Source organism: Rhizobium leguminosarum (assembly GCF_002953715.1).
GTDB lineage: Bacteria > Pseudomonadota > Alphaproteobacteria > Rhizobiales > Rhizobiaceae > Rhizobium > Rhizobium leguminosarum_V.
This window is the reverse complement of the sequence record NZ_CP025016.1, coordinates 205,031-227,186: the sequence shown is the minus strand read 5'-3', so window position 1 is coordinate 227,186 and position 22,156 is coordinate 205,031. Positions and strand designations below refer to the sequence as shown.

General features: G+C 62.8%; 19 protein-coding genes. 10 read left to right on the top strand and 9 right to left on the bottom strand.

Annotated features, from left to right (window positions below; translation table 11 throughout):
- Window positions 1–64 precede the first annotated feature (64 nt).
- The 6 genes from CUJ84_RS35865 to CUJ84_RS35840 all read right to left on the bottom strand — a co-directional run bounded on the left by CUJ84_RS35865 (window position 65) and on the right by CUJ84_RS35840 (window position 6,277).
- On the bottom strand, window positions 65–1,135 hold the full coding sequence (locus tag CUJ84_RS35865) for an ABC transporter ATP-binding protein (RefSeq protein ID WP_105010177.1): 1,071 nt from the start codon (window positions 1,133–1,135) through the stop codon (window positions 65–67).
- Window positions 1,132–1,959, bottom strand: a complete 828-nt coding sequence (locus tag CUJ84_RS35860) for a carbohydrate ABC transporter permease (RefSeq protein ID WP_105010176.1) — start codon at window positions 1,957–1,959, stop codon at window positions 1,132–1,134. Before CUJ84_RS35860 ends, CUJ84_RS35865 begins: the two co-directional genes overlap by 4 nt.
- Window positions 1,956–2,858, bottom strand: coding sequence for a carbohydrate ABC transporter permease (locus CUJ84_RS35855; RefSeq protein ID WP_003552007.1), 903 nt, complete (start codon window positions 2,856–2,858; stop codon window positions 1,956–1,958). Before CUJ84_RS35855 ends, CUJ84_RS35860 begins: the two co-directional genes overlap by 4 nt.
- Before the next feature lie 175 nt (window positions 2,859–3,033).
- Window positions 3,034–4,266 carry an ABC transporter substrate-binding protein gene (locus CUJ84_RS35850; protein WP_105010175.1) on the bottom strand — a complete coding sequence of 411 codons (1,233 nt, stop codon included), beginning with the start codon at window positions 4,264–4,266 and terminating at the stop codon, window positions 3,034–3,036.
- Window positions 4,267–4,328: 62 nt separating this feature from the next.
- The gene (locus CUJ84_RS35845) at window positions 4,329–5,231 is read right to left on the bottom strand and encodes a sugar phosphate isomerase/epimerase family protein (protein ID WP_105010174.1); all 903 of its coding nucleotides are present in this window, start codon (window positions 5,229–5,231) and stop codon (window positions 4,329–4,331) included.
- An 11-nt stretch (window positions 5,232–5,242) separates the two neighbouring features.
- Window positions 5,243–6,277: a Gfo/Idh/MocA family protein gene (locus CUJ84_RS35840; protein ID WP_105010173.1), complete on the bottom strand. Its 1,035-nt coding sequence runs from the start codon at window positions 6,275–6,277 to the stop codon at window positions 5,243–5,245.
- Window positions 6,278–6,413: 136 nt separating this feature from the next.
- Between CUJ84_RS35840 and CUJ84_RS35835 the strand changes: the two genes are divergently transcribed.
- The gene (locus CUJ84_RS35835; protein ID WP_105010172.1) at window positions 6,414–7,457 is read left to right on the top strand and encodes a substrate-binding domain-containing protein; all 1,044 of its coding nucleotides are present in this window, start codon (window positions 6,414–6,416) and stop codon (window positions 7,455–7,457) included.
- A gap of 41 nt (window positions 7,458–7,498) precedes the next feature.
- On the opposite strand, the gene CUJ84_RS35830 is transcribed toward CUJ84_RS35835, so the two are convergent.
- Window positions 7,499–8,836: an LLM class flavin-dependent oxidoreductase gene (locus tag CUJ84_RS35830; protein WP_105010171.1), complete on the bottom strand. Its 1,338-nt coding sequence runs from the start codon at window positions 8,834–8,836 to the stop codon at window positions 7,499–7,501.
- A gap of 322 nt (window positions 8,837–9,158) precedes the next feature.
- Between CUJ84_RS35830 and CUJ84_RS35825 the strand changes: the two genes are divergently transcribed.
- Entirely contained in the window at window positions 9,159–10,376 is a 1,218-nt protein-coding gene (locus tag CUJ84_RS35825; RefSeq protein WP_105010170.1) for an SfnB family sulfur acquisition oxidoreductase, read from the top strand.
- Between the two features lie 81 nt (window positions 10,377–10,457).
- Here the strand turns inward: CUJ84_RS35825 and CUJ84_RS35820 are convergent, their stop codons facing one another.
- Window positions 10,458–11,666, bottom strand: a complete 1,209-nt coding sequence (locus CUJ84_RS35820) for an acyl-CoA dehydrogenase family protein (protein ID WP_105010169.1) — start codon at window positions 11,664–11,666, stop codon at window positions 10,458–10,460.
- An 80-nt stretch (window positions 11,667–11,746) separates the two neighbouring features.
- Window positions 11,747–12,793 (bottom strand): substrate-binding domain-containing protein, encoded by a 1,047-nt coding sequence (locus tag CUJ84_RS35815; protein ID WP_105010168.1) that lies wholly within the window; start codon window positions 12,791–12,793, stop codon window positions 11,747–11,749.
- Between the two features lie 234 nt (window positions 12,794–13,027).
- Here CUJ84_RS35815 and CUJ84_RS35810 point away from each other — a divergent pair, with 234 nt between their 5' ends.
- The 8 genes from CUJ84_RS35810 (at window position 13,028) to CUJ84_RS35775 (ending at window position 22,145) form a co-directional block, all read left to right on the top strand.
- Window positions 13,028–14,512, top strand: a complete 1,485-nt coding sequence (locus CUJ84_RS35810; RefSeq protein ID WP_105010167.1) for a sugar ABC transporter ATP-binding protein — start codon at window positions 13,028–13,030, stop codon at window positions 14,510–14,512.
- On the top strand, window positions 14,509–15,570 hold the full coding sequence (locus CUJ84_RS35805; RefSeq protein ID WP_105010166.1) for an ABC transporter permease: 1,062 nt from the start codon (window positions 14,509–14,511) through the stop codon (window positions 15,568–15,570). The genes CUJ84_RS35810 and CUJ84_RS35805 overlap by 4 nt, the downstream gene beginning before the upstream one ends.
- Window positions 15,571–15,587: 17 nt before the next feature.
- On the top strand, window positions 15,588–16,985 hold the full coding sequence (locus tag CUJ84_RS35800) for an LLM class flavin-dependent oxidoreductase (RefSeq protein WP_105010165.1): 1,398 nt from the start codon (window positions 15,588–15,590) through the stop codon (window positions 16,983–16,985).
- 122 nt (window positions 16,986–17,107) lie between these two features.
- The gene (locus tag CUJ84_RS35795; protein WP_105010164.1) at window positions 17,108–18,718 is read left to right on the top strand and encodes an ABC transporter substrate-binding protein; all 1,611 of its coding nucleotides are present in this window, start codon (window positions 17,108–17,110) and stop codon (window positions 18,716–18,718) included.
- A gap of 40 nt (window positions 18,719–18,758) precedes the next feature.
- Window positions 18,759–19,748: an ABC transporter permease gene (locus CUJ84_RS35790; protein WP_105010163.1), complete on the top strand. Its 990-nt coding sequence runs from the start codon at window positions 18,759–18,761 to the stop codon at window positions 19,746–19,748.
- Window positions 19,745–20,578 carry an ABC transporter permease gene (locus tag CUJ84_RS35785; protein ID WP_105010162.1) on the top strand — a complete coding sequence of 278 codons (834 nt, stop codon included), beginning with the start codon at window positions 19,745–19,747 and terminating at the stop codon, window positions 20,576–20,578. Before CUJ84_RS35790 ends, CUJ84_RS35785 begins: the two co-directional genes overlap by 4 nt.
- Window positions 20,575–21,366, top strand: coding sequence for an ABC transporter ATP-binding protein (locus CUJ84_RS35780; protein ID WP_105010161.1), 792 nt, complete (start codon window positions 20,575–20,577; stop codon window positions 21,364–21,366). The genes CUJ84_RS35785 and CUJ84_RS35780 overlap by 4 nt, the downstream gene beginning before the upstream one ends.
- The gene (locus tag CUJ84_RS35775) at window positions 21,363–22,145 is read left to right on the top strand and encodes an ABC transporter ATP-binding protein (protein ID WP_105010160.1); all 783 of its coding nucleotides are present in this window, start codon (window positions 21,363–21,365) and stop codon (window positions 22,143–22,145) included. The genes CUJ84_RS35780 and CUJ84_RS35775 overlap by 4 nt, the downstream gene beginning before the upstream one ends.
- Window positions 22,146–22,156 lie beyond the last annotated feature (11 nt).

Here is a 22,156-nt window from a genome sequence, read left to right as displayed (position 1 = left end):
GATCTGGCTCGACGGCGTCACCCGGTTCGATTTATGACAATTCCAAGCCGACGGGCTGGTGCCTTTATATGACGTGATCCGTCGACGCGTCGAAGAGATGGATCTGGTCCGGATCGACCGAAAGTCCGATCATGTCTCCTGCCTTGACCCTGTCGCGGCGCGTCTCGACGATCGTCAGTTCCGGCTGGGTCTCTGCGACGATGAAGGTCGAGGAGCCGGTCGATTCGACGAAGGCGATCGGCACGTCGAAGCTGCCATGCCCCGGCTCGACGACGCCGATATGCTCCGGCCGGATGCCGGCGATGAGCTTACGTCCGGGCTCGACGGCGCGGGTGATCGCAAGCGTCTGCTTCACCGCGCCGAAGTCCAGGATCAGGCTCTTGCCGCCTTCCGCGGCAATCGCGGGAATGAAATTCATGGCCGGCGAGCCAATGAAACCGGCAACAAACCGGTTCGCCGGCCGGTCGTAGAGGTCGAGCGGCGCGCCCTGCTGTTCGATGATGCCGTCGCGCATGACAACCACATGGTCGGCCATCGTCATCGCTTCGACCTGGTCGTGTGTGACGTAGACGAAAGTTGCGTGCAACCGGTCGTGAAGCGACCGGATTTCCTTGCGCATGTGAACGCGAAGCGCAGCATCGAGATTGGACAGCGGCTCGTCGAACAGGAAGGCCTTCGGATGGCGGATGATGGCGCGGCTCATGGCGACACGCTGGCGCTGACCGCCGGAAAGCTCGCGCGGATAGCGCCTCAGGAGATGCGAAAGACCTGTCGTCGCCGCCACGTCCTCGGCGGCCTTCTTGGCCTCCGCCTTGGCGATGCCGCGGATGCGAAGGCTGTAGGTCAGGTTCTCCTCGACCGTCATATGCGGATAGAGGGCATAGGACTGGAAGACCATCGCGACGTCGCGCTTGCGCGGCGGCACGCCGTTCATCAGCTCGCCGGCGATCCTGAGATCGCCCGACGAAATGCTTTCGAGGCCGGCAAGCGAGCGCAGCAGCGTGGACTTGCCGCAGCCCGAGGGGCCGACGAGCGCGACGAAAGTGCCCTTGGCGATCGAAAGGTCGATGTTCTTCAGGGCGTGGAAGGCGCCGTAATATTTGTTGACGCCTCTGAGCTCGATCTGTGTGGTCATTTGAGGGCTCCAGAGGTGAGGCCGGATACGATGCGGCGCTGCAAGAGAACGAAGATGGCAAGGATCGGCGTCACATACATCGTGGCGTAGGCCATGATGTTGTTCCACTCGTTGGTGTTCGGCCCCATGAAGGAATTGAGACCGACGCTTGCCGGCTGAAGGTCGACTGCCTGGATCATCGACTTCGAATAGACGAATTCGCCGAAGGCCTGCATGAAGATCAGGATGGCGCTGACCAGGATGCCGTTGCGGGCAAGCGGCAGCACGATGTTGAAGAAGGCGCCGACGCGCGAATTGCCGTCGACGAGGGCCGCCTCCTCCAGCTCCTGGGGAACGCTCATGAAGGTGGCGCGCACCAGGATGACGAAGAAGGGCATGCTCTTTGCCGCGACCGCGATGATGACGGCAAGGCGTGGAGTGGAAAGCAGGCCGATCTGCGAGAAGCCGACGAAGATCGGCGTAATCATCAGCGATGCCGGCAGGACCTGCAGCATCAGGATCAGGAACAGGCCGATATCCACCCAGACATTGCGGTATCTGGCGAGCACATAGGCACAGCCGACACCGAGCAGGGTGATGAGCGCCATGGAGCCGAGAGCGATGACCAGCGAGTTCCAGAGATATCGGCCCATGTCGCGGCTTTCCCAGACATAGGCATAGGTGCCCCATTGGGGTGCCGTCGGCCAGAAGCTCGGCGGCGTCGCGAACATCTCCGAGCCGCTTTTCAGCGCTGTGATGTACATCCAGTAGAGCGGGAACAGATAGATCGCCGCCATGACGATCGATATGGCGAGCATCAGGCGGTCGCGGTTCGTCGTAATCATCCCCGCACCTCGTGGCGTGTGGACCGGACATAGACGACGGACGCGAACATGACGAAGACGATCATGATGACGGAGATCGTTGCGCCCTTGGCGAAGTCGTATTGGCGGAAGGAGAGATCCCAGGCCCAGTATTGCGTGACATTCGATGAATTGTTCGGCCCGCCCGACGTGATCGCGGCGAAGAGATCGAACTGCTGCAAGGTGAAGATCAAGCCAAGTGCGATGATGGCGCCGATGGTCGAGCGCATCATCGGCAGCGTGATCGTCCAGAAGCGCTGCCATACATTGGCGCCGTCGAGTTCGGCCGCTTCGTAGAGATCGGCGGGAATGCCGGCAAGGCCGACGGAAAGCAGGATCATGTTGAACGAGGTGCCGAGCCAGACATTGGCGATGATGACGGCATAGAGCGAATAATGCGGATCCGAGCGCCAGAAGATGTTGCCCGAGATGATGCCGCTTTCCTTCAGAATGAAATTCAGCACGCCGAAATCACCGGAGAGAATCCAGTTCCAGATGGCGCCGACGACGAGGCCGGGCATCACCCACGAGACGAGGAACAGGCCGCGCATCCATGAGGCGCCGGGAAAATTGACCCAGAAGAACAGCGCCAGGCCGAAGCCGATCAGGAACTGGCCGGCGATGGAGCCGACGACGAAGATGACGGTGTTGTAGAGGATCGGCAGCGTTTCCGGCTGCGCGAAGAGGTCGGTATAATTCTTGAAGCCGACGAAGGGACGCGAGAAGGTCCCGAGGCTGAACATGTCGACCTCCTGGAAGCTCATCACGACATTGTAGATCAGCGGCAGCCCCGCCATCAGGAACAGAAAGCCGAGCGGGAAAGCGACTAGCACGATATCGAAACCGCGACCGTCCCTGACGCTCATCAGGATCCTTTTCATGCGTCCTCCGATACTCCGAACGGGGCCGCCTGGCGCATGATGCGGAAGACGGCCCCTGCCGGGAGGAAATGATGGGATGAACCGAGGTTCATCCGGTTAAAAGACGCGTTGCTTCCCGTTCCTCTTCTCCCCGCTGGGGAGAAGAGGGAGCAAGCGGCTCGCTCGCAGCCAATGATCAGCCTAGTACTGCCTTGATCTTGTCGGCTGCCTGGTCGAGCGCGTCTTTCGGGCTCATCTGGCCGGTCAGTGCTGCCTGGATGGCGTCCTGGATCGCCTTGGAGATCTTCGGCCATTGCGGATGCGGGCCGCGCGGCTTGGCGTATTTCAGCTGTTCGAGGAAGACCTTGAGGGCTGCATCCTTCAGCGGCTGGCCGGTCTCGGGGATCGAGATGTCGGAACGGGCCGGAAGCTGGCCGAAGTTCTTGAACATCTTGTCGTCCTGCGAGGCGAAATATTCGAGCGCCTTGAAGGCTTCGGCCGGATGTTTGCTGGTGGCGAAGATCGCCCAGTTGAAGTCGCCCATGGCCGAGGAGCGTTCAGCCCCTTCCTTGGGAACCGGGAGCAGCGTGACGCCCCAGTCGAACTTCGCTTCCTGCGTCATGCGGTCGAGCTCCCACGGACCCGAGATCGCCATTGCTGCATTGCCGGAATTGAAGGTGCCGGTCGAATCCCACTGGCCGCGCGTCAGCGTATCGGGAGAAGCGAGCTTCTCGTCCATGATCGTCTTCCAGATCCCGAGCGCCTTCACTGCGCCCTCGGCATTGATGTGCTCATAACTGCCGCCGCCCATCTGGGCCCAGGGAAGGAACTGGAAGGTGCCCTCCTCGTTGGCCTTGGCCGAGAAGGCGAGACCGTAGACGTTCTTGGCGGGGTCGGTCAGCTTGCGCGCGTCTTCGACGAGCTCGTCCCAGGTCTGCGGCGGCTTCGCCGGATCGAGGCCCTTGGCCTTGAACATGTCCTTGTTGTAGTAAAGCGCGATCGTGTTGGTCGCCTTCGGCACGCCAAAATACTTGCCGTCCCACTCGACCGATTTCAGCGGGCCGGGGAAATAATTCTCCGGCTTGATGACGGTCGACTTGGCGATCATGTCGGTAAGATCGAGGAAGGCGCCGCGCGACGAGAACAGCGCATGCTCCGGATTGTCGACGGCGATGATGTCGGGCGCCTGGCCGGTGGCGTAAGCGCGCATGGCCTCGGTGACGACGTCGTCGAACTGGATCAGCCGGTATTCGATCTTGATGCCATTGTTCTGGGCGTTGAACTCTTTGACGAGGTTCGGCGCTGGCTGGGTGTCTTTGTCCAGCGACCAGAGCGTCAGCGTGACGTCCTCAGCCCTGGCCGAAAGACCAAACAGCGAGACGCCTGCAAGCGCTAGAGCGCCCAGAATTGCATATTTGCGGATAGCCATGATTCTCCTCCTTTGTGGTTATCCCCGTTTCCGGCAATTCCTCCTTGCCGGAAACGATATCATCAGATGGGATCGACGACGAATTCGCCGCCCCGGGCATGCTTGAGGTGGTTCAGCGCATAGACCTGGCCGGTCATTTCAAGCGCGTCGCGATAGACCGGGTCGTGCCAGCCTTCGATGTCGATCGAGCCGGACCAGCCGGCAAGACGCAGCTCGGAAATGATGTCAGTCCAGTTGCTGTCGCCGAAGCCCGGCGTGCGCATGAAGACGAACTTCTCCCTGCCGAAGATACCGTGTTCCTTGATGACCTCCCAGCGGATGGTCGCGTCCTTGCCGTGGACATGGAAGAACTTGTGCGCCCATTTGCGGATCTGCGGCAAAGGGTCGATCAGATAGACCATCTGATGGCACGGCTCCCACTCCAGCCCGATATTATCGTCCGGCGTCTCGTTGAAGATCAGTTCCCAGGCATCCGGATTATGCGCAATGTTCCAGTCGCCGGTCGCCCAGTTGCCGTCCATGGCGCAATTCTCGAAAGCGATTTTGACGCCCTTGTCGGCCGCCCGCTTGGCGAGTTCGCTCCAGATCTGCTTGTAGCGAGGCAGGCTGTCGGTCAGCGGCTTTCCGCGGATGCGGCCGGTGAAGCCGGCAACGCAGGTGGCGCCGAAGTGATGGGCATTGTCGATGCAGTGCTTCCAGCCCTGCAACGTCTCGAGGTCGATAGTGGTCTCTTCCAGCGGATTGCCGAACATGCCGAGCGTCGAGATGGTAATGTCGCGGTCGCCGATCGCATCGAGGCAGCGCTTGCCGAGTTCGGCAAGGTCCTGGCCTTTGGTCGTCTGCCAGAAGAAGGGTTCGAAGCTTTCGAAGCCCATGTCGGCGATCTCGCCGATGCGGGCTGCGGCATCGCCCTTGTTGCCGCTGACCATAGTGCCGATACGAATGGATTTTGCAGGGTTGCTCACGTCACTTCATCCTATGCTGAAATTTCGACGCGCCTGCCCGTCTTCGCGCTTTCGATTGCGCCGAAGACCATGGCGAGGCTTCTGATATTGTCGGAATTGACCGTCTCGGGCTGTTTGCCGGTGCCGATCGCCGCGATGAAGTCGGCGATGACGCTGGCGTGGCCATGGGTTTCCTCGTCATGTTCCGGACCGGGAACGTTTACGGCAGCAGAGCCGTGCAAAAGGCCGGGCTCTTCGCCGGCTACAGCCGCCTTGAAGCTCTCCTCGCCATCCCAGGTGAGCATTCCCTTCGAGCCGACGAGGCGCCACTGGCTTTCCCAGCTGGTGCGCTCGCCCTCGGCGCACCAGGAGCCGCGATAGGTGAAGACGATGTCGTCGGAAAATTCGAAGATGGCATTGGCCGAGGCGCCGTGCCGGTACCATGAACCCTTCGGATTGCGCTCGACGCAATAGACGGTAAGCGGCTTCCTGTCGGCGACGTAGCGCGCCGCATCGAAAGTGTGGATCGCCATGTCGAGAAGCAGGACGTTGTCCATATCTTCGCGGAAGCCGCCGAAATGCGGCGCCAGGAAGAAGTCGCAATGGATGCCGGTGAGTTCGCCGATCGCGCCGCTTTCGACGAAGCGACGCAAGCGCCTGACGCCTGATATGAAGCGGCGGTTCTGGATGACGGCATGGATGCGGCCGGTCTCGGCGGCAAGATCGACCAGAGCGGCGCCCTCGGCAAGCGAGGCCGCCATCGGCTTTTCGCTGAGCACATGGCAGCCGGCCTTGAGTGCGATGGAAACGACGTCGTAGCGTGCAGCCGGAATGACGATGTCGAAGACCAGGTCGGCCTTTGTGGCCGCGATGACTTCGGACAGGTCCGAACCGATGACGGCGCCATCAAGGCCGAACTCCGCAGCAAGCTTTTCGGCCGTCTCCCGGCTCAGGTCGACAAGGCCGACGATGGTGATGGAATCGGCCAGCAGAGGATTGGAAGCGATGGCTCGCAACCAACCTTTGGACATAGCTCCGCACCCGCACAGAATGGCACTGAATTTCACGATTTCCTCCAGGGGAACGGTGTCAACTCTCCTCGTGACACGCACTCCGTAAACGTTTACGACTGTATGCGGAAACATTTTGCGGTGTCAATAGAGGCAAAATGGGAAATTGCGGACGGGAGGAAAATCGTCAGCGATGAAGGGGATTCACCAGCTTGCCGAACACTTGAATATCTCGATCGGCACGGTCTCCCGCGCGCTGAACGGCAAGCCCGATGTCAATGAGGAAACCCGCCGGCGGGTGCTGGCGGCGGCCGAGGAACTCGGCTACGTCGCCAACCAGTCTGGGCGGAGCCTGAGGCAGGGGGAGACGAAGGTTATCGGGTTGATGATCGAATCCAGCAAGGAGACGGTCGAGAACGCCGACAACTTCTTCCTCGGCGTCACCAGCGGCCTGCAGAGCGTCTTTACGCGCCACAAGCTCGACCTCCTCATGTTGCCCTGCCCGAGCGACGAGGACCCGCACGAATATCTGAAGCGGATGGTGGCGCGGCGCATCGTCGATGCGATGATCATCTCGGACACGCAGCGCGTCGATCGGCGCATTGATTTTCTGTCGAGGGCGAAGATCCCCTTCGTCGCGCTCGGCCGCAGCCTTTCGGCCGGCAATTTTCCATGGATCGATCTCGATTTCGAGGGCGTGGCCGACCATGCCGTCGAGCGGTTGATCGCGCTGGGCCACCGTCGGATCGCGATCACCGCGCCGTCGGGCGAGGCCAACCTCGGCTATCTCTTTATCGATAGCTATCGCCGGGCGCTTGAGCGGCACGATATTGTCTTCGACCCCTCGCTCGTCATTCGCGTCAAGTCGAGTGAACAGGGCGGCTATCAGGCGGCTCATGAACTGCTGCTGCTCGAAGAGCGGCCGACGGCAGTGATCCTGATCTACGAGTTGATGGCGATCGGCCTTTATCGCTGCCTGATGGAATCGGGCGTCATGCCCGGCCGTGACCTTGCGGTGATCGGCTTCCGCGACGCTCCGCGCGCACGGTTCCTGCAGCCCTCGCTCAGCTGCTTTCGCATGTCGCTCTACGATCTCGGTGTCGAACTCGGCCGCATGCTTCTCGCCAACATGCCGGTCTATCGAGAGTTTTATCCAGGCAACGGGCGCAATATTATCTGGCCGCTCGAACTGATGGCGGGCGAAAGCGACGCATTTCGGGTTGGGGTCATGGCCTGAACGCGATCGGCTTGCTTCCGGAAAGCAGAAGCGAGGCCCCTTCATGTACCTGATGCAAAGAACCGGTTCTCCGGCCGCGGCAATCCGAGATGCTCGCGCAGTGTCGTGCCTTCGTATTCGCTGCGGAACAGGCCGCGGCGCTGCAGCTCCGGAACCAACCGTTCGGTGACGTCGAGGAGACCCTGGGGCAGATAGGGGAAGACCACGTTGAAGCCGTCCGAACCTTCCTCCTCCAGCCAGCTTTCCATCTCGTCGGCGATGCTGGCCGGCGTGCCGACGAAGGCAAGGCCGGCATAGCCGCCATAACGCTGCGCCAGCTGCCGCACCGTCAGATTTTCTTCCGCGGCAAGTTTCAGCACCTGGGCGCGGCCGGTCTTGCTGGCATTGGTGTCGGGAATATCGGCCGGCAGCGGTGCGTCGGGATCGAAACCCGAAGCGTCATGGCCGAGCGCGATCGAAAGCGAAGCGATGGCGCTGTCATAATGCACCAGGCTGTCGAGCGTGGCGCGTTTGGCGCGAGCCTCCTCGATGCTGTCGCCGACGATGACGAAGGCGGCGGGCAGGATCTTCAGATGGTCGCGGTTGCGGCCGATGGCTTCCATGCGGGCTTTAATATCGGCATAGAGCGCCTTGCCGGCGGCAAGATCGCGCGGCGAACAGAAGACCATCTCGGCGGTTTCCGCGGCAAGCTGGCGGCCGGGGTCCGACTGGCCGGCCTGGACGATGACGGGCCAGCCCTGCGGCGGCCGGGCGATATTGAGCGGCCCACGCACGCTCAGTTCCTCGCCCTTGTGGTTCAGCACATGCATCTTTGCCGGATCGAAGAACAGGCCGCTTTCCCGGTCGCGCATGAAGGCATCGTCGGCGAAGCTGTCCCAGAGCCCGGTTACCACGTCGTAGAATTCCCGGGCGCGATGATACCGCTCGCCATGCTCCACGTGTTCGTCGAGGCCGAAATTGAGCGCGGCATCAGGGTTCGACGTCGTGACGATGTTCCAGCCGGCGCGGCCGCCGCTGATATGGTCGAGCGAGGCGAAACGCCGGGCAATGTGATAGGGCTCGTCGAAGGTGGTGGAGGCCGTGGCGACGAGGCCGATGCGCTCCGTCACCGCTGCCAGCGCCGAGAGCAGCGTAAAGGGCTCGAAGGAGGTCACGGTGTGGCTGCGCCTCAGCGCCTCGACCGGCATGTTGAGCACGGCAAGATGATCGGCCATGAAGAAGGCGTCGAATTTCGCCCGCTCCAACGCCTGCGCGAAGGACTTCAGATGGGCGAAATTGAAATTGGCGTCGGGATAAGAACCGGGATAGCGCCAGGCGCCGGTATGCAGGCTGACGGGACGCATGAAGGCGCCGAGGCGCAACTGCCGTGAACGGGTCATGATTTTCCTCATGGATCGGGCAAGGCGGCCGCCCTGCCCCGCATTGGGCGTTCTTTCTGCAACCGGCGCGGTGACGCACCTGACATCGGTTACGTAGGAGGTCGCCGTCGTCAAAACGAGACCGGGAGCGCCAGTTCTGGGCAGGAATTTTATCGCTTCCCAGGCGACCACGTCGCACGAGTGCCGGACCGCAACACTAATGGCGGCGGTCCAAGCCTGATAAGCAAACACTTTTCATTTTCCATCGCATCTATAGAATTTGTGCTCTTATCTCGACGCTTAATTTCTTTCACCGATAAGCTCGTCAGAATTGGAGACATCGATGAACACCGTGCTGAGGCAAGCAGATCAGATCCGGCCCGTGGCCGACCGTATCGGCAGCGATGATGAGGCGATCGCCACCGCCCGCAGACTGGCGGCACAATTTGCCGCACGCGCAGCCGAGCGCGACGCCGAGCGGATCCTGCCATTTAGCGAACTGGATCTTCTCGCCCAGTCCGGCCTTCTGGCGATCACCGTGCCAGCGCAATATGGCGGGCTTGACGTCTCCAACGCCGTGCTTGCCGAGATCACCGCGATCCTGTCTGAGGCGGACGGTTCGATCGGCCAGATCCCGCAGAACCATTTCTATATTCTCGAGGCGCTCAGAACCGACGGCGGCGAGGAGCAGCAGCGCTATTTCTTCGGCCGGGTGCTGGCCGGCGACCGTTTCGGCAATGCGCTTTCCGAGCGCGGCACGAAGACGGTCGGCCACTACAACACGCGCATCACCCGCGACGGTCCGGGTTACCGGATCAACGGCCGCAAATTCTATTCGACCGGCGTCCTCTTCGCCGATTGGATCACCATCTTTGCGCTCGATCCGGAGGATCGGCTGACCATGGCCTTCGTGCCGAAGGGCACCGAAGGCGTCGAGATCGTCGACGACTGGGACGGCTTCGGCCAGCGCACCACCGGCAGCGGCACGACCATCCTCGACAATGTCTATGTCAGCGCCGATTCCGTTGTCTTCCATCACAAGGGTTTCGAGCGGCCGACGACGATCGGCTCGGTCGGCCAGATCATCCATGCTGGTGTCGATCTCGGTATTGCGCGGGCGGCCTTTGCTGAAACGCTGGAGTTCGTCAGGACGAAATCGCGCCCCTGGATGGATAGCGGCCTTGAGCGTGCCTCCGACGATCCGCTGACGATCGCCAAAGTCGGCCAGATCGCCATCCGGCTGGAAGCCGCAACGGCTCTGGTGGAGCGCGCAGGGCACAAGGTCGATGCCGCGCAGGTCGAGACGACAGAGGAAAAGGTGGTCGCGGCGACGCTTGCGGTTGCCGCCGCCAAGGTGCTGACCACCGAAGTGGCGCTCGAGGCCTCGAACACGCTTTTCGAGCTTGCCGGGACCTCGTCGGTGCAGGCTGGCCTCAACCTCGACCGCCATTGGCGCAATGCCCGCACCCATACGCTGCACGATCCCGTGCGCTGGAAATACCACGTCGTCGGCAACTACCATTTGAACGGTGTAACGCCGCCGAAGAACGGCGCGCTCTGAGATCTCCCTCTCTTCCAAACGAAAACCCCATTGCCGGTGCCGGCAATGGGGTTATTCATTTTCGATGACAGCGTGGCAACCTCAGCTATAGAGGCTGACCTCCGGTATCTTGTCGTTCAGCACGAATTCACCGACTTCCTTCGCCTTGTAGAAGACCGGATCGTGCAGCGTGTGCGTGCGCACATTGCGCCAGAAACGGTCGAAGCGGTATTTGTCGGCCGTCGAGCGCGCGCCCGTCAGCTCGAAGACGCGCGAGGTGATGTCGAGCGAAACATGAGTGGCGTGGACCTTGGCGGCATAGGCTTCCGCCGCCGCCTCGCCGCGCTCGCGTGCGGTCACATCGCTGCCGCGAGCAAGGCCCGCCTGCACGGCTGATGCCGCACTGTCGGCAAGGGCCGCCGAAGCCTTCAGCGCGGCGGTGAATTCGCCGACGCGTTCGAGGATATAGGGATCGTCCGCTGCCCGCTCGACACCTGATGTGATCCACGGCCGGGTTGTCGTGCGGACGTAATCGACGGCCGCCTGCAGCGCGCCCTCGGCGGTGCCGAGATAAAAGTTGACGAAGACCAGCTGGATGAACGGCGTATTGAAGGTCGACAGAACCGGCGGCGCCACATCGGGTGCAGCGGGCGCACCGACGAAATCCTCCTCGTAGACGGGGAAGTCGCGGAACTCGACGCTGCCGCTGTCGGAGAGGCGCTGGCCGATATTGTCCCAGTCGTCGTTGGCGACGTAGCCTGGACGATTGGTTGGCACGGCGAAGCCGGCGATCTTGTCGTCGAGCGCCGCATTGGCATTGATATAGTCGGAGACCCGCGCCGCCGTGGAGAAGGACTTGCGTCCGTTCAACACATAACCGTTGCCGCGACGGGTGAGCACCAGCCCGGGATCGCGCGGATTGACGGCTGCACCCCAATAGAGGTTCCTGGCGACGGTATCGCTGCCCAGCGCATGGGCGCGTGCGGCATCGAGGGCCCAATAGATGTACTGGCTGTTGACATAGTGGTAGCCGAGCAACTGGCCGATCGAGCTCTCGCCACGGGCGAGGATACGCACCAGCCTCAGCCCGTCGACCCAATCGAGGCCGCCGCCGCCGATTTGCGTGGGATGCAGCGCATTGAGCAGCCCGGCATTTTTCAACTTGATGATTTCGGCAAGCGGCGGGCGGCCTTCGCGGTCGAGGTCTGCGGCGCGCCTGGAAAGGTCGGCAGAGATCTCCTCGGCACGGGCAAAGAGGTCTTCGCGCGTCGGGTTGCGGCTGGCCGCGAAGATGACATTGGACTGGCTCATGGGCGGAACTCCAATTCTCCAAAAAGATGATCCGGCGGAAGCCGCAGAGGCTTCCGCCGGAAGGATCGAAGTGCGTAGTCTCAGAACAGCTTGTCCGGGATCCAGCTGGCGGTTGCCGCATCGCTCGTGCTGAAGGCCGGGATCTTTTCGGCCAGTTCCTCGATCGTCTTGACGCCGGCTGCGCGCAGGCTTTCCTGCGTCAGAAGCGTCGGCTTCACGGTGATCTGGTGAGGAACCGTCTGCCCGGCGATCTCAAGGGCGGCGGCGCGAATGGAGACGGCGCCGACGACGGCCGGATTGGTTGCAACGGTCGCGACCCAGGGGCTGCCTTCCTCGGTGATTTCCTGGATATCGGCCGTAGAGACGTCGGCGGAATAGATCTTCAGCTTGCTTGCTATGCCGAGGTCGTTGGCGGCGAGCTTCACGCCGCGGGCGAATTCGTCATAGGGAGCGAAGACGACTGAAATATCGGGATTGGCGGTGAGTGCGGCCTTCGCCTGGTCGGCGGTCGAGGTCGCCGTCGTGTCGCTGACATTGCCGAAGCGGGCCTTTTCGACCACGTCTTTATTGTCCGACTTGAACTTATCCCAGACCTCGTTGCGGCGATCGAGCGGCGCAAAGCCGGCGACATAAACGTAGCCGGCGTTGAAGCTGCTACCGTTGTCCTTTACCACCTGTTCTAGTGCCAACGAGGCAAGCTCGTGATCGCTCTGCTCCACCTGCGGAATCTTGGGATTGTTGAGGTTGACGTCGAAGGCCACGACCTTGATGCCCTTGTCGAGCGCCTGCTGCACGACGTCGCCGAGCGATTCCGGCAGGCCGTGGTCGATGACGATCCCGGAGACGCCGAGATTGATCGCCTGCAGGATCTGTTCTCGCTGCTCGGCGGCGTCCTGCCGTCCGGGGAAGACGCGCAGGTCGATATCCAGCGCCTTGGCCTGGGCTTCAGCCCCAGCCTGGTAAGCTTGGAAGAAGTCACCGGCCGAGATGTAGCTGATCAACGCTACTTTGACGCCGCCCTTGTCGAAAGGGGCAGGAGCGCCGGACAGACCATCGGCTTTTGCGCCTTGTATGAAAATGAATGGAATGACGGCGGCAGACAGTGCGAGCCGTGCGAGGGATTTCATCGTCGCGTTCCTTTAGCAATCGGGAGCGTCGTCTGACAGGTGTGACAGCCCTCGCGACGCGTCAGATTATTTAGATATAATCTCTATGTTTTTAGTAGAGTAAATGATCCGATTTTACGGGCTGCGGGAGATTCTTTGTTTCCCGAGGACAGTTTGTGAGGGAAAGGCGTGCCTGGAGTTCGACCGCCCGGACAGGGCACACTCCCGCTTCGAATGCAGTCCCGGACACTATCGATGCCGCTTCTTCACATTGAAAATATCACCCGCAGTTTCGGGTCGACGCGGGCTCTTGCCGGTGCCGATCTTTCGATGGAGCGCGGTGAGATCGTGGCGCTGATGGGTGCAAACGGCGCAGGCAAATCGACGCTGGTCAAGATCCTTTCCGGCGTACTTCCGGCCGATGGCGGCACGGTCAGTCTCGATGGCCACCCCTTTGCGCCTCGCAGCCCGGCCGAAGCGGCAAAGGCCGGCGTCGTCACGGTGCATCAGTCGACGGATCTCGTCGGCGCGGCCGGCCTGAGTGTTGCCGATGCCCTGCTTCTCAAACGGTTCGCCGATCGCAGCACGCCCTTCTTCGTCTCGCGCGCCGGCATCCGCCGTGCCGCTCAGTCCATGCTCGATGCCGCCGGCTTCAGCCTGCCGTTGGACCGTGATTTCGGCGAACTCACCAGCGCCGACCGGCAACTGGTGGCAATCGCCCGCGCGCTTGCCAACCGCGCCGACCTCCTCATCCTCGACGAGCCGACGGCGAGCCTTTCCGGAGAGGAAAGCCGCCGCCTCTTCGATATTCTGCTTAGGCTTCGCAAGCGCGGCCTGGCGATCCTCTATATATCGCACCGTACAGCCGATCTTGAAGCCATCGCGGACCGCGCGCTCGTCATGCGCGGCGGCCGCGTCGTCGGCACCTTTTCGCGGCCGATCGATTTTTCGAGCGCCATCGAGACGATGATCGGCCGCAGACTGGAGGCAGCCCGGCCGGATGCGCGGCCTGCGACCGGTCCGGCGATTTTCGAGATGCGTGATATCAGCCTGCTCCCTGAAGCCGCATCCTTCGATCTGTCATTGCATGAGGGCGAGGTGGTCGCGGTGACCGGTGTGCTCGGCGCCGGTAAGAGCCGGCTGCTCCAGGCGATCTTTGGCGTGACTGCGCTTGCCGGCGGTACGATGTCTCTCGACGGCCGGCCGTACCGGCCGAAAAGCCCGACCGAAGCGATCGCCGCAGGTGTGGCGATGGCGGCCGAAGACCGTCATCGCTCCTCGCTGATGCCGCCGGCATGGCCCGGTAATTCATTATCGGCGACGATCAGCCTACCGCATCTTGGCAAATGGTATCCGCACGGTTTCCTTGTCGGCGGCCGCGAGCGACGCGAGGCCGAACAGGCGATCACTCGTCTCGGCATCAAGGCCGCGGGTCCACTCGCCTCGATCTGGTCGCTGTCGGGCGGCAACCAGCAGAAGGCGGTGATCGCCCGCTGGGAGGCGGAACCGAGCCGGCTGCTGCTGCTCGACGAACCCTTCCAGGGTGTCGACGTCGGCGCCCGTCACGACATCATCCGGGCAATTCGCGCCCGCACCGACCGGGCGACGCTGATCGCGACCTCCGATCCTGAGGAGGCCCATGAGGTGGCCGACCGCATCCTCGTCATCGACCGCCACGTGCTGGGGCCCGCGGCAGACGGGGTCGCTCTTGCCTCCGCTATCCAGGGAATATCCGCATGACGACGATCGACGACGACACTCTTCCACAGCCAAGCGCCCGGCCGAAGGCATCGCCGCAAGCCGATCACGGCCGTCTCGCCGCCCTCGGGGCGTTCCTCCGGGCAGGCGCGGTGTTCATCCTGCTGGCACTGCTCATCGTCGGCTTCACCATCGCCCAACCCGCCTTCATCAACATCGCCAATCTGATGAGCATCCTGCAGGCGGTGTCCGTCGTCGCCATTCTCGGCGCCGGCGTCACCGTCACACTTGCTGTCGGCGGTTTCGACCTGTCGATCGGCGCGGTCGCCGCATCGAGCGTGATGGCGGCGAGTTACGCGATGATCGTCTGGCGCCTTGATGCCTATGCGACGGTGCCGCTCGTGCTCGCCTTTGGCGCCCTGATCGGCCTCGTCAACGCCTTCCTCATCGTCCGCCTGAAGGTGCCGGATCTCCTGGCGACGCTGGCGATGATGTTCCTGCTTTCGGGCCTGCAGCTGATCCCAACCGCCGGCCGATCGATTTCCGCCGGCCTCACCCTGCCCGACGGGTCGAAGGCGACCGGCGCCTACGACCCGGCTTTTCTGCTGATTGGCCGCTACAGCATCCTCGGCACCCTGCCCGTCTCCGTGGTGCTGATGGCGGTGGTCGCCGTCGCACTCTTCATTCTCACTGAACGCACCCGCATCGGCCGATTGTTGTTTGCGACCGGCGGCAATGAGGTCGCGACCCGGCTTGCCGGCGCGTCCACAGTCCGGCTGAAGACGCTCGCCTATGTCATTTCAGGCACGCTGGCATCGCTGGGCGGCATCGTCATTGCCGCCCGCGTTGGGCGTGGCGATGTTTCCTCCGGCGGCTCGCTGCTGATGGATTCGGTCGCCGCCGCGCTGATCGGTTTTGCCGTCTTCAACCTGCGGCGTCCAAACGTGCTCGGCACCATTGCCGGCGCCGTCTTCGTCGGCGTGCTGCTGAACGGTCTCACCATGCTGAACGCCCCTTATTACACCCAGGATTTCGTCAAGGGCGCCGTGCTCGTCGGAGCCTTAGCGCTGACCTACGGCCTCGGCCGCAGCAATCCCTAATTCCAAGGAAGAAAGACATGACCCGCGAAATCAGGCTGAACGCCTTCGACATGAATTGCGTCGGACACCAGTCGCCGGGGCTCTGGCGCCATCCGCGTGACAAGTCCTGGACCTACAAGGATCTCGACTACTGGGTGCATCTGGCAAAGACGCTGGAGCGCGGCAAGTTCGATGGGCTGTTCATCGCCGACGTGCTCGGCGTCTACGACGTGCTGAACGGCAATGTCGACGCCGCACTTCGCCATTCGGCGCAGGTGCCGGTCAATGATCCGCTGCAGCTCATCCCCACCATGTCCTACGAGACCGAGCATCTCGGCTTCGGCCTGACGGCGTCGCTCTCCTTCGAGCATCCCTACACCTTCGCCCGCCGCATCTCGACACTCGACCATCTGACCAAAGGCCGTGTCGGCTGGAATATCGTCACCTCCTATCTCAACAGCGGCGCGCTCAATATCGGCCAGCCGGCGCAGACGAAGCATGATGACCGCTACGACCTCGCCGAGGAATATCTCGAGGTCTGCTACAAGCTCTGGGAGGGAAGCTGGGATGACGGCGCGGTCGTCCGCGACCGGGAAACCGGCATCTTCACCCATCCGGAAAAAGTCCATCCGATCCGCCATTCCGGCAGGCATTTCAACGTGCCGGGCATTCACTTGAGCGAACCTTCGCCGCAGCGTACACCGGTGCTCTACCAGGCCGGCGCTTCCAGCCGCGGCAAGGATTTCGCCGGCGCCCATGCCGAATGCATCTTCGTCGCCTCTCCGTCGAAACCCGTGCTGAAGCGTTACGTCGCCAATGTCCGCGAGGCGGCCGAACGCGCCGGCCGCAACCCACGCGAAATCCTTGCCTTCAACCTGCAGACCGTGATCCTCGGCGAAACGGATGCGGAAGCGCAGCGCAAGTTCAACGAATACCGCAAATACGCCTCCTTCGAGGGCGCGCTGACACTGATCTCCGGCTGGACCGGTATCGATTTCGGCCAGTTCGGGCCGGACGAAGTGCTGCGGCACCGCCATACCAATGCGGTGCAATCGGCCGTCGAGACTTTCACCACCATCGATCCCACCAAGGAATGGACGGTGCGCGAAATGGCCGACTGGGTCGGCATCGGCGGGTTCGGCCCTGTCTTCGTCGGCTCGCCACAGACGGTCGCCGATCTGATGCAGGAATGGATCGAAGACACCGATGTCGACGGCTTCAACCTTGCCTATGCCGTGACACCCGAGAGCTTCGAGGATGCCGTCGATCTGCTGGTGCCGGAACTGCAAAAGCGCGGCGTCTACAAGACCGAATATGCCAAGGGAACGCTGCGGGAAAAACTCGGGGGAGCGGGACCGCGGCTCGTCGCGCCCCATCCCGGTGCCGCTTATCGCAATCTCTTCACCGCGCCCGCCCGTGTCGCGGCCAACTGCTGAGCGAATAATGGCTGGGTGACAAAAAATATCTCGCCCAGCCCGACCATTCGAATCTAACCTCTATGACAATTGGCATTTCGCCCTGAATATGGGCACTCGAATTTTACCGATCAGGAGGGATCATGACCGTATCATCCATCTCGCGGCGTACGCTGATGAAGGGCACCGCCCTGCTCCTTGCCTCGACTGCGCTCGCCCGGCAGGCGCTCGCGCAAGCTGCTCCTGCCGGCGGCCGGCTGATCGTTGCGGCCGATTCCGAGCCGAAGAACCTCAATCCTGCCATCGTCGCCTCGAACGGTGTCTTTTTCGTCGCAAGCAAGGTGATCGAGCCGCTCGCCGAAGCGTCGTTCGATGGCAAGGATGGGCTTACGCCGCGCCTCGCCACCTCCTGGGAGGGCTCGGCCGATGGCCTCTCCGTCACCTTCAAGCTCCGCGATGGCGTCACCTGGCACGACGGCAAGCCGTTTACCTCGGTCGATGTCGCCTTCTCGGCGCTCAACATCTGGAAGCCGCTGCAGAATCTCGGCCGCCTGGTCTTGGCCAATCTCGAAGCCGTCGATACGCCCGACGATTACACCGCCATCTTCCGCTTCTCCAAGCCGACGCCGTTCCAGCTGATCCGCAACGCACTGCCTGTTGTCACCAGCGTCGTCGCCAAGCACATTTTCGACGGAACCGATATCGCCACCAACCCGGCCAACAACACGCTCGTCGGCACCGGCCCGTTCAAGTTCGCCGAACACAAGCCGGGCGAATATTACCGGCTGACGCGCAACGAAAATTATTGGGACAAAGACCAGCCGAAACTCGACGAGATCGTCTTCCGCGTGCTGCCCGATCGCGAAGCGGCGGGTTCGGCGCTCGAAGCCGAGGAAATCCAGCTTGCCGCCTTCTCGGCAGTGCCGCTGGCCGATCTCGACCGCATCTCGAAGGTCGCCGGCATCAAGGTGATCTCGAAGGGTTATGAGGCTTTGACCTATCAGCTCGTCGTCGAGATCAATCACCGCCGCAAGGAGCTGGCCGACCTCAGGGTGCGCCAAGCAATCGCCCAGGCGATCGACAAGAAATTCGTGGTCGACACGATCTTCCTCGGTTACGCCGCCGCCTCGACCGGCCCGGTGCCGAAGAATGCGCCGCAGTTCTATACATCAGATGTCGCGGCCTACACGTTCGACACTGCGGCCGCCAACGACATTCTCGACAAGGCGGGTTACAGCCAAGGGCCGGACGGCAACCGCTTCTCGCTGAAGCTCCGTCCCGCGCCCTATTTCAACGAGACGCGCCAGTTCGGCGATTACCTTCGCCAGGCGCTTGCCGTCATCGGTATCGATGCCGAGATCGTCAATGCCGATGCGGCCGCGCACCAGAAGGCGGTCTATACCGATCACGACTTCGACCTCGCCGTCGGTCCGCCGGTCTTCCGTGGCGATCCGGCGATCTCCACCACCATTCTCGTCCAGTCCGGCACCCCTGATGGTGTGCCCTTCTCCAACCAGGGCGGCTACGTCAATCCGGAGCTCGACAAGATCATCAAGCAGGCCTCCGAGACGGTCGACACTGCGGCGCGCACCGATCTCTACCGCAAGTTCCAGCAGCTCGTCGTCGCCGACCTGCCGCTGATCAACGTCGCGGAATGGGGTTTCATCACCGTTGCGCGCGATACCGTGCTCAACGTCGCGGACAATCCGCGCTGGGCCGTTTCGAACTGGGGCGATACCGCGCTGCAATCGTGATAGGATCGGCGGCAATTCTCTTTCAGAGGCTCTCTCCGGCGTGAGACGTGCAATCATCCTCCTGAGGCGCAGGGCGATCAGCAGCATTCCGGTGCTGCTGATCGTGGTGATCTTCACCTTTTTCCTGCTTGAATCCGCCTCGGGCGATGCCGTCGACGCCTATCTCGGCTCGATCGGCGGCGGCGATGCCGCACTTAGGCAGTCACTGCGCGAGAGCTACGGTCTCGACCGGTCCGTTCTCGCGCGTCTCTGGCTCTATCTTTCCTCGCTCGCACGCTTCGATCTCGGCTGGTCGGTCGCCTTCAACAGGCCGGTCGGGGCGCTCATTGCCGAACGCCTGCCCAATACGCTGCTCCTGATGGGTAGCGCGACGGCGCTTTCCTTCGGTCTCGGCTCGGCGTTCGGCATCCTTGCTGGGGCGCGGCCGGGAAGCTTTCGCGACCGATTGCTGTCGATCGGCTCGCTGATCGTCTATGCCATTCCGAGTTTCTGGCTCGGCCTGGTCCTGAGCATCGCTTTCTCGGTGAAGCTGCGCTGGTTTCCGATCGCCGGCATTGAGACGATCGCTTCCGGCAAGACGGGTTTTTCGCGCGCGCTCGACATATCAGATCATCTGGTTCTGCCGGTCGGCACGCTCGCCCTGATCTATCTCGCCTTGTTCCTGCGGGTGATGCGCAGCGGCATGGCCGAGGCGTGGAAGCTGGATTTCGTGCTCTTCGCCCGGGCCAAGGGGCTGTCGCGCAGCCGGATCGTGCTGCGTCACGTGGCGCGCAATGCGCTGCTACCGCTCATCACCATGCTCGGACTGCAATCGGCGGCCATGCTCGGCGGCAGCGTGGTGATCGAGAGCGTCTTTGCGATCCCGGGTTTCGGCCGGCTGGCGCAGGAGGCGGTCAACGGCCGCGACGCGCCGCTATTGATGGGCATCGTCGTCACCAGCGCCGTCCTCGTCATCTCGGTCAATTTCCTCGTCGATCTCGTCTATGCCGCGCTCGACCCGCGCATCGGCGCTTCGGAGGGCGGCGTATGAGCTGGCTGCGGCGCCTGCTGCGCACGCCGGAAGGTGCGGCCGGACTTGCGATCCTTTTCGTCCTGCTTGCGGCCGGGCTGCTCGCACCCGTCATTTCGCCGGGCGATCCGCTGAAAATTGCCGGCCGCGCACTGCTGACGCCATTCGCCGATCCAGCTTTTCCGCTCGGCACCGACCGTCTCGGCCGCGACGTCCTGGCGGGGCTGCTCTATGGCGCGCGAACCTCGCTCGCCGTCGGCCTGGCGGCAGCGTTTTCGGCCATGGTGCTGGGGCTGTGCGTAGGCATGGCGGCCGGTTTTGCCGGCGGGCTCGTCGACGAGGCGCTGATGCGGGTGATCGACGCCTTCCAGATCGTGCCGGCTTTTTTGCTCGCCCTTGCCTTCGTCAGCACCATCGGGGTGTCGACGCCTGTCGTCGTCATTGCCATTGCGCTCGGCACCTGGGCCGATCCGGCCCGGCTGACGAGAGCGCAGGTGCTGGCGATCCGCGAGCAGGATTACGTTGCCTCGGCAAGGGTGATCGGCATGCATCCGGCCGAGATCGCCCTCCGGGAAATCCTGCCGAACGCATTGCCGCCGGTGCTGGCGCTTTCGGCCACCATCGTCGCCGGTGCTATCCTCACCGAGGCAGCGCTTTCCTTCCTGGGTCTGGGCAACCCCAATATCGCCACCTGGGGTTCGATGATCGCAGAGGGCCGCAGCGTGTTGCGTTCGGCATCCTATCTCTCGGTCATACCGGGTGCGGCACTCGCCGTGACCGTGCTCGGCGTCCATCTCTTCAGCGAGGGTCTGGGCAAGGCGCTCGGCGATGATGGCGTGAGGGCGGCATGAGTATTTTCTGCAGCCTGCGACAGCTTTCGGTCACCTATGGGCGCGGCAGCAGCGGTGCAGCCGCGCTCGACCATATCGATCTTGATATCGCCTCCGGCGAAAGGCTGGCGATCATCGGCGAAAGCGGTTCCGGCAAGAGCACGCTTGCCCGCGCGCTTGCCGGTCTGCTGCCGGAGGGAACGAAGGTCGGCGGCGAGATACTTTGGCCCGGCCTTGGCCATCCGCCCCGCCCAGGCCGCGATTTCGGCTTGGTTTTCCAGGATCCAGGCTCCAGCCTCAATCCCGTCCTGACGATCGGCGAGCAGATCGCTGAAGGCGCCAGGCGCCATCTCGGCCTCAGCTGGAAACAGGCCTATATCAGGGCTGAGGAATTGCTCGGGCGGGTGCGGATACAGCAGCCTGACAAGGCGATACGAGCCTTTCCGCATCAGCTTTCCGGCGGCCAGCGCCAGCGCGTGGCGATTGCCGCGGCCATCGCCGCGAGGCCTGCGCTGCTGATTGCCGACGAGGCGACCAGCGCGCTCGACGTCGTCGTCCAGGCCGAGATCATCGGCCTGCTCGACGGGCTCGTACTCGAAGACGGCATGACGCTGCTCTTCATCACCCACGACATCGCGCTTGCCTCGGGATTCGTCGATCGCATCGCCGTTTTCCGCAATGCGAGGCTGGTCGAGGCAGGCCTTGTCCGTTCAGTGCTATCTGCGCCGAAAAGCGACTATACCGCCGCCCTCATCGCCAGCCATCGCGATCTCGCGACGCCGCCGCTGATCGCGGAGGTGCCGTCATGAACGACAGGCTGCTTTCCATCGAAAACCTGTCGAAAGGTTTTTCTTCTGCGGGCCGCCAGGTTGCCGCTCTAGACAATGTATCGCTGACGATCGCGCCTGGGGAAACGCTCGGTCTCGTCGGCGCCTCCGGTAGTGGAAAATCGACGCTATCGCGCATCCTGCTGCGGCTTGTTGCTGCCGATGCCGGCTCGATTCGCTTCGAGGGAGAGGACTGGCTCGCGCTGAATGGCGCGCCTTTGCGCCGCCGGCGGGCCCGAATGCAGATGGTGTTTCAGGATCCGCTCGCCGCCTTCAATCCGTTGGCGACCGTCAGCACGGTGCTCGACGATCCGCTTCGCATCCACGGCGTCGCCGCGAAGAACCAGCGCCCCGGCGAGATCGTCATGCTGCTCGAGCGTGTCGGCCTCACCGCAGATCATGCCGCACGTCCGGTGCGGGCACTCTCCGGCGGCCAGCGGCAGCGTGTGGCGATTGCGCGGGCGATTGCGACGCGGCCATCGCTGCTGGTGCTCGACGAGGCGGTCTCGGCGCTCGATGTGACCGTGCGCGGCCGGATCCTCGAGCTCCTGGTCGATCTGCAGAAAGAACAGGGCATTGCCTGTCTGTTCATTTCGCACGATCTTGCCGTGGTCCGGGCCGTCTCCCACCGCATCGCCGTCATGGATGGCGGGCGGATCGTCGAGACCGGCCCGGCAGCGGCGGTCGTTGCCGCGCCGCAATCGGAGGCCGCCCGCGCACTCGTTGCCGCCGTCCCTCGTCTCGTGACCGATCCTTGCTGAAGGAAGTATCC

Coding starts and splice junctions, on each gene's coding strand:
- CUJ84_RS35780 (WP_105010161.1), top strand. CDS start 20,575: ATGAGTATTTTCTGCAGCCTGCGACAGCTTTCGGTCACCTATGGGCGC.
- CUJ84_RS35805 (WP_105010166.1), top strand. CDS start 14,509: ATGACGACGATCGACGACGACACTCTTCCACAGCCAAGCGCCCGGCCG.
- CUJ84_RS35855 (WP_003552007.1), bottom strand. CDS start 2,858: ATGAAAAGGATCCTGATGAGCGTCAGGGACGGTCGCGGTTTCGATATC.
- CUJ84_RS35860 (WP_105010176.1), bottom strand. CDS start 1,959: ATGATTACGACGAACCGCGACCGCCTGATGCTCGCCATATCGATCGTC.
- CUJ84_RS35850 (WP_105010175.1), bottom strand. CDS start 4,266: ATGGCTATCCGCAAATATGCAATTCTGGGCGCTCTAGCGCTTGCAGGC.
- CUJ84_RS35785 (WP_105010162.1), top strand. CDS start 19,745: ATGAGCTGGCTGCGGCGCCTGCTGCGCACGCCGGAAGGTGCGGCCGGA.
- CUJ84_RS35835 (WP_105010172.1), top strand. CDS start 6,414: ATGAAGGGGATTCACCAGCTTGCCGAACACTTGAATATCTCGATCGGC.
- CUJ84_RS35775 (WP_105010160.1), top strand. CDS start 21,363: ATGAACGACAGGCTGCTTTCCATCGAAAACCTGTCGAAAGGTTTTTCT.
- CUJ84_RS35810 (WP_105010167.1), top strand. CDS start 13,028: ATGCCGCTTCTTCACATTGAAAATATCACCCGCAGTTTCGGGTCGACG.
- CUJ84_RS35795 (WP_105010164.1), top strand. CDS start 17,108: ATGACCGTATCATCCATCTCGCGGCGTACGCTGATGAAGGGCACCGCC.
- CUJ84_RS35825 (WP_105010170.1), top strand. CDS start 9,159: ATGAACACCGTGCTGAGGCAAGCAGATCAGATCCGGCCCGTGGCCGAC.
- CUJ84_RS35820 (WP_105010169.1), bottom strand. CDS start 11,666: ATGAGCCAGTCCAATGTCATCTTCGCGGCCAGCCGCAACCCGACGCGC.
- CUJ84_RS35815 (WP_105010168.1), bottom strand. CDS start 12,793: ATGAAATCCCTCGCACGGCTCGCACTGTCTGCCGCCGTCATTCCATTC.
- CUJ84_RS35830 (WP_105010171.1), bottom strand. CDS start 8,836: ATGACCCGTTCACGGCAGTTGCGCCTCGGCGCCTTCATGCGTCCCGTC.
- CUJ84_RS35865 (WP_105010177.1), bottom strand. CDS start 1,135: ATGACCACACAGATCGAGCTCAGAGGCGTCAACAAATATTACGGCGCC.
- CUJ84_RS35800 (WP_105010165.1), top strand. CDS start 15,588: ATGACCCGCGAAATCAGGCTGAACGCCTTCGACATGAATTGCGTCGGA.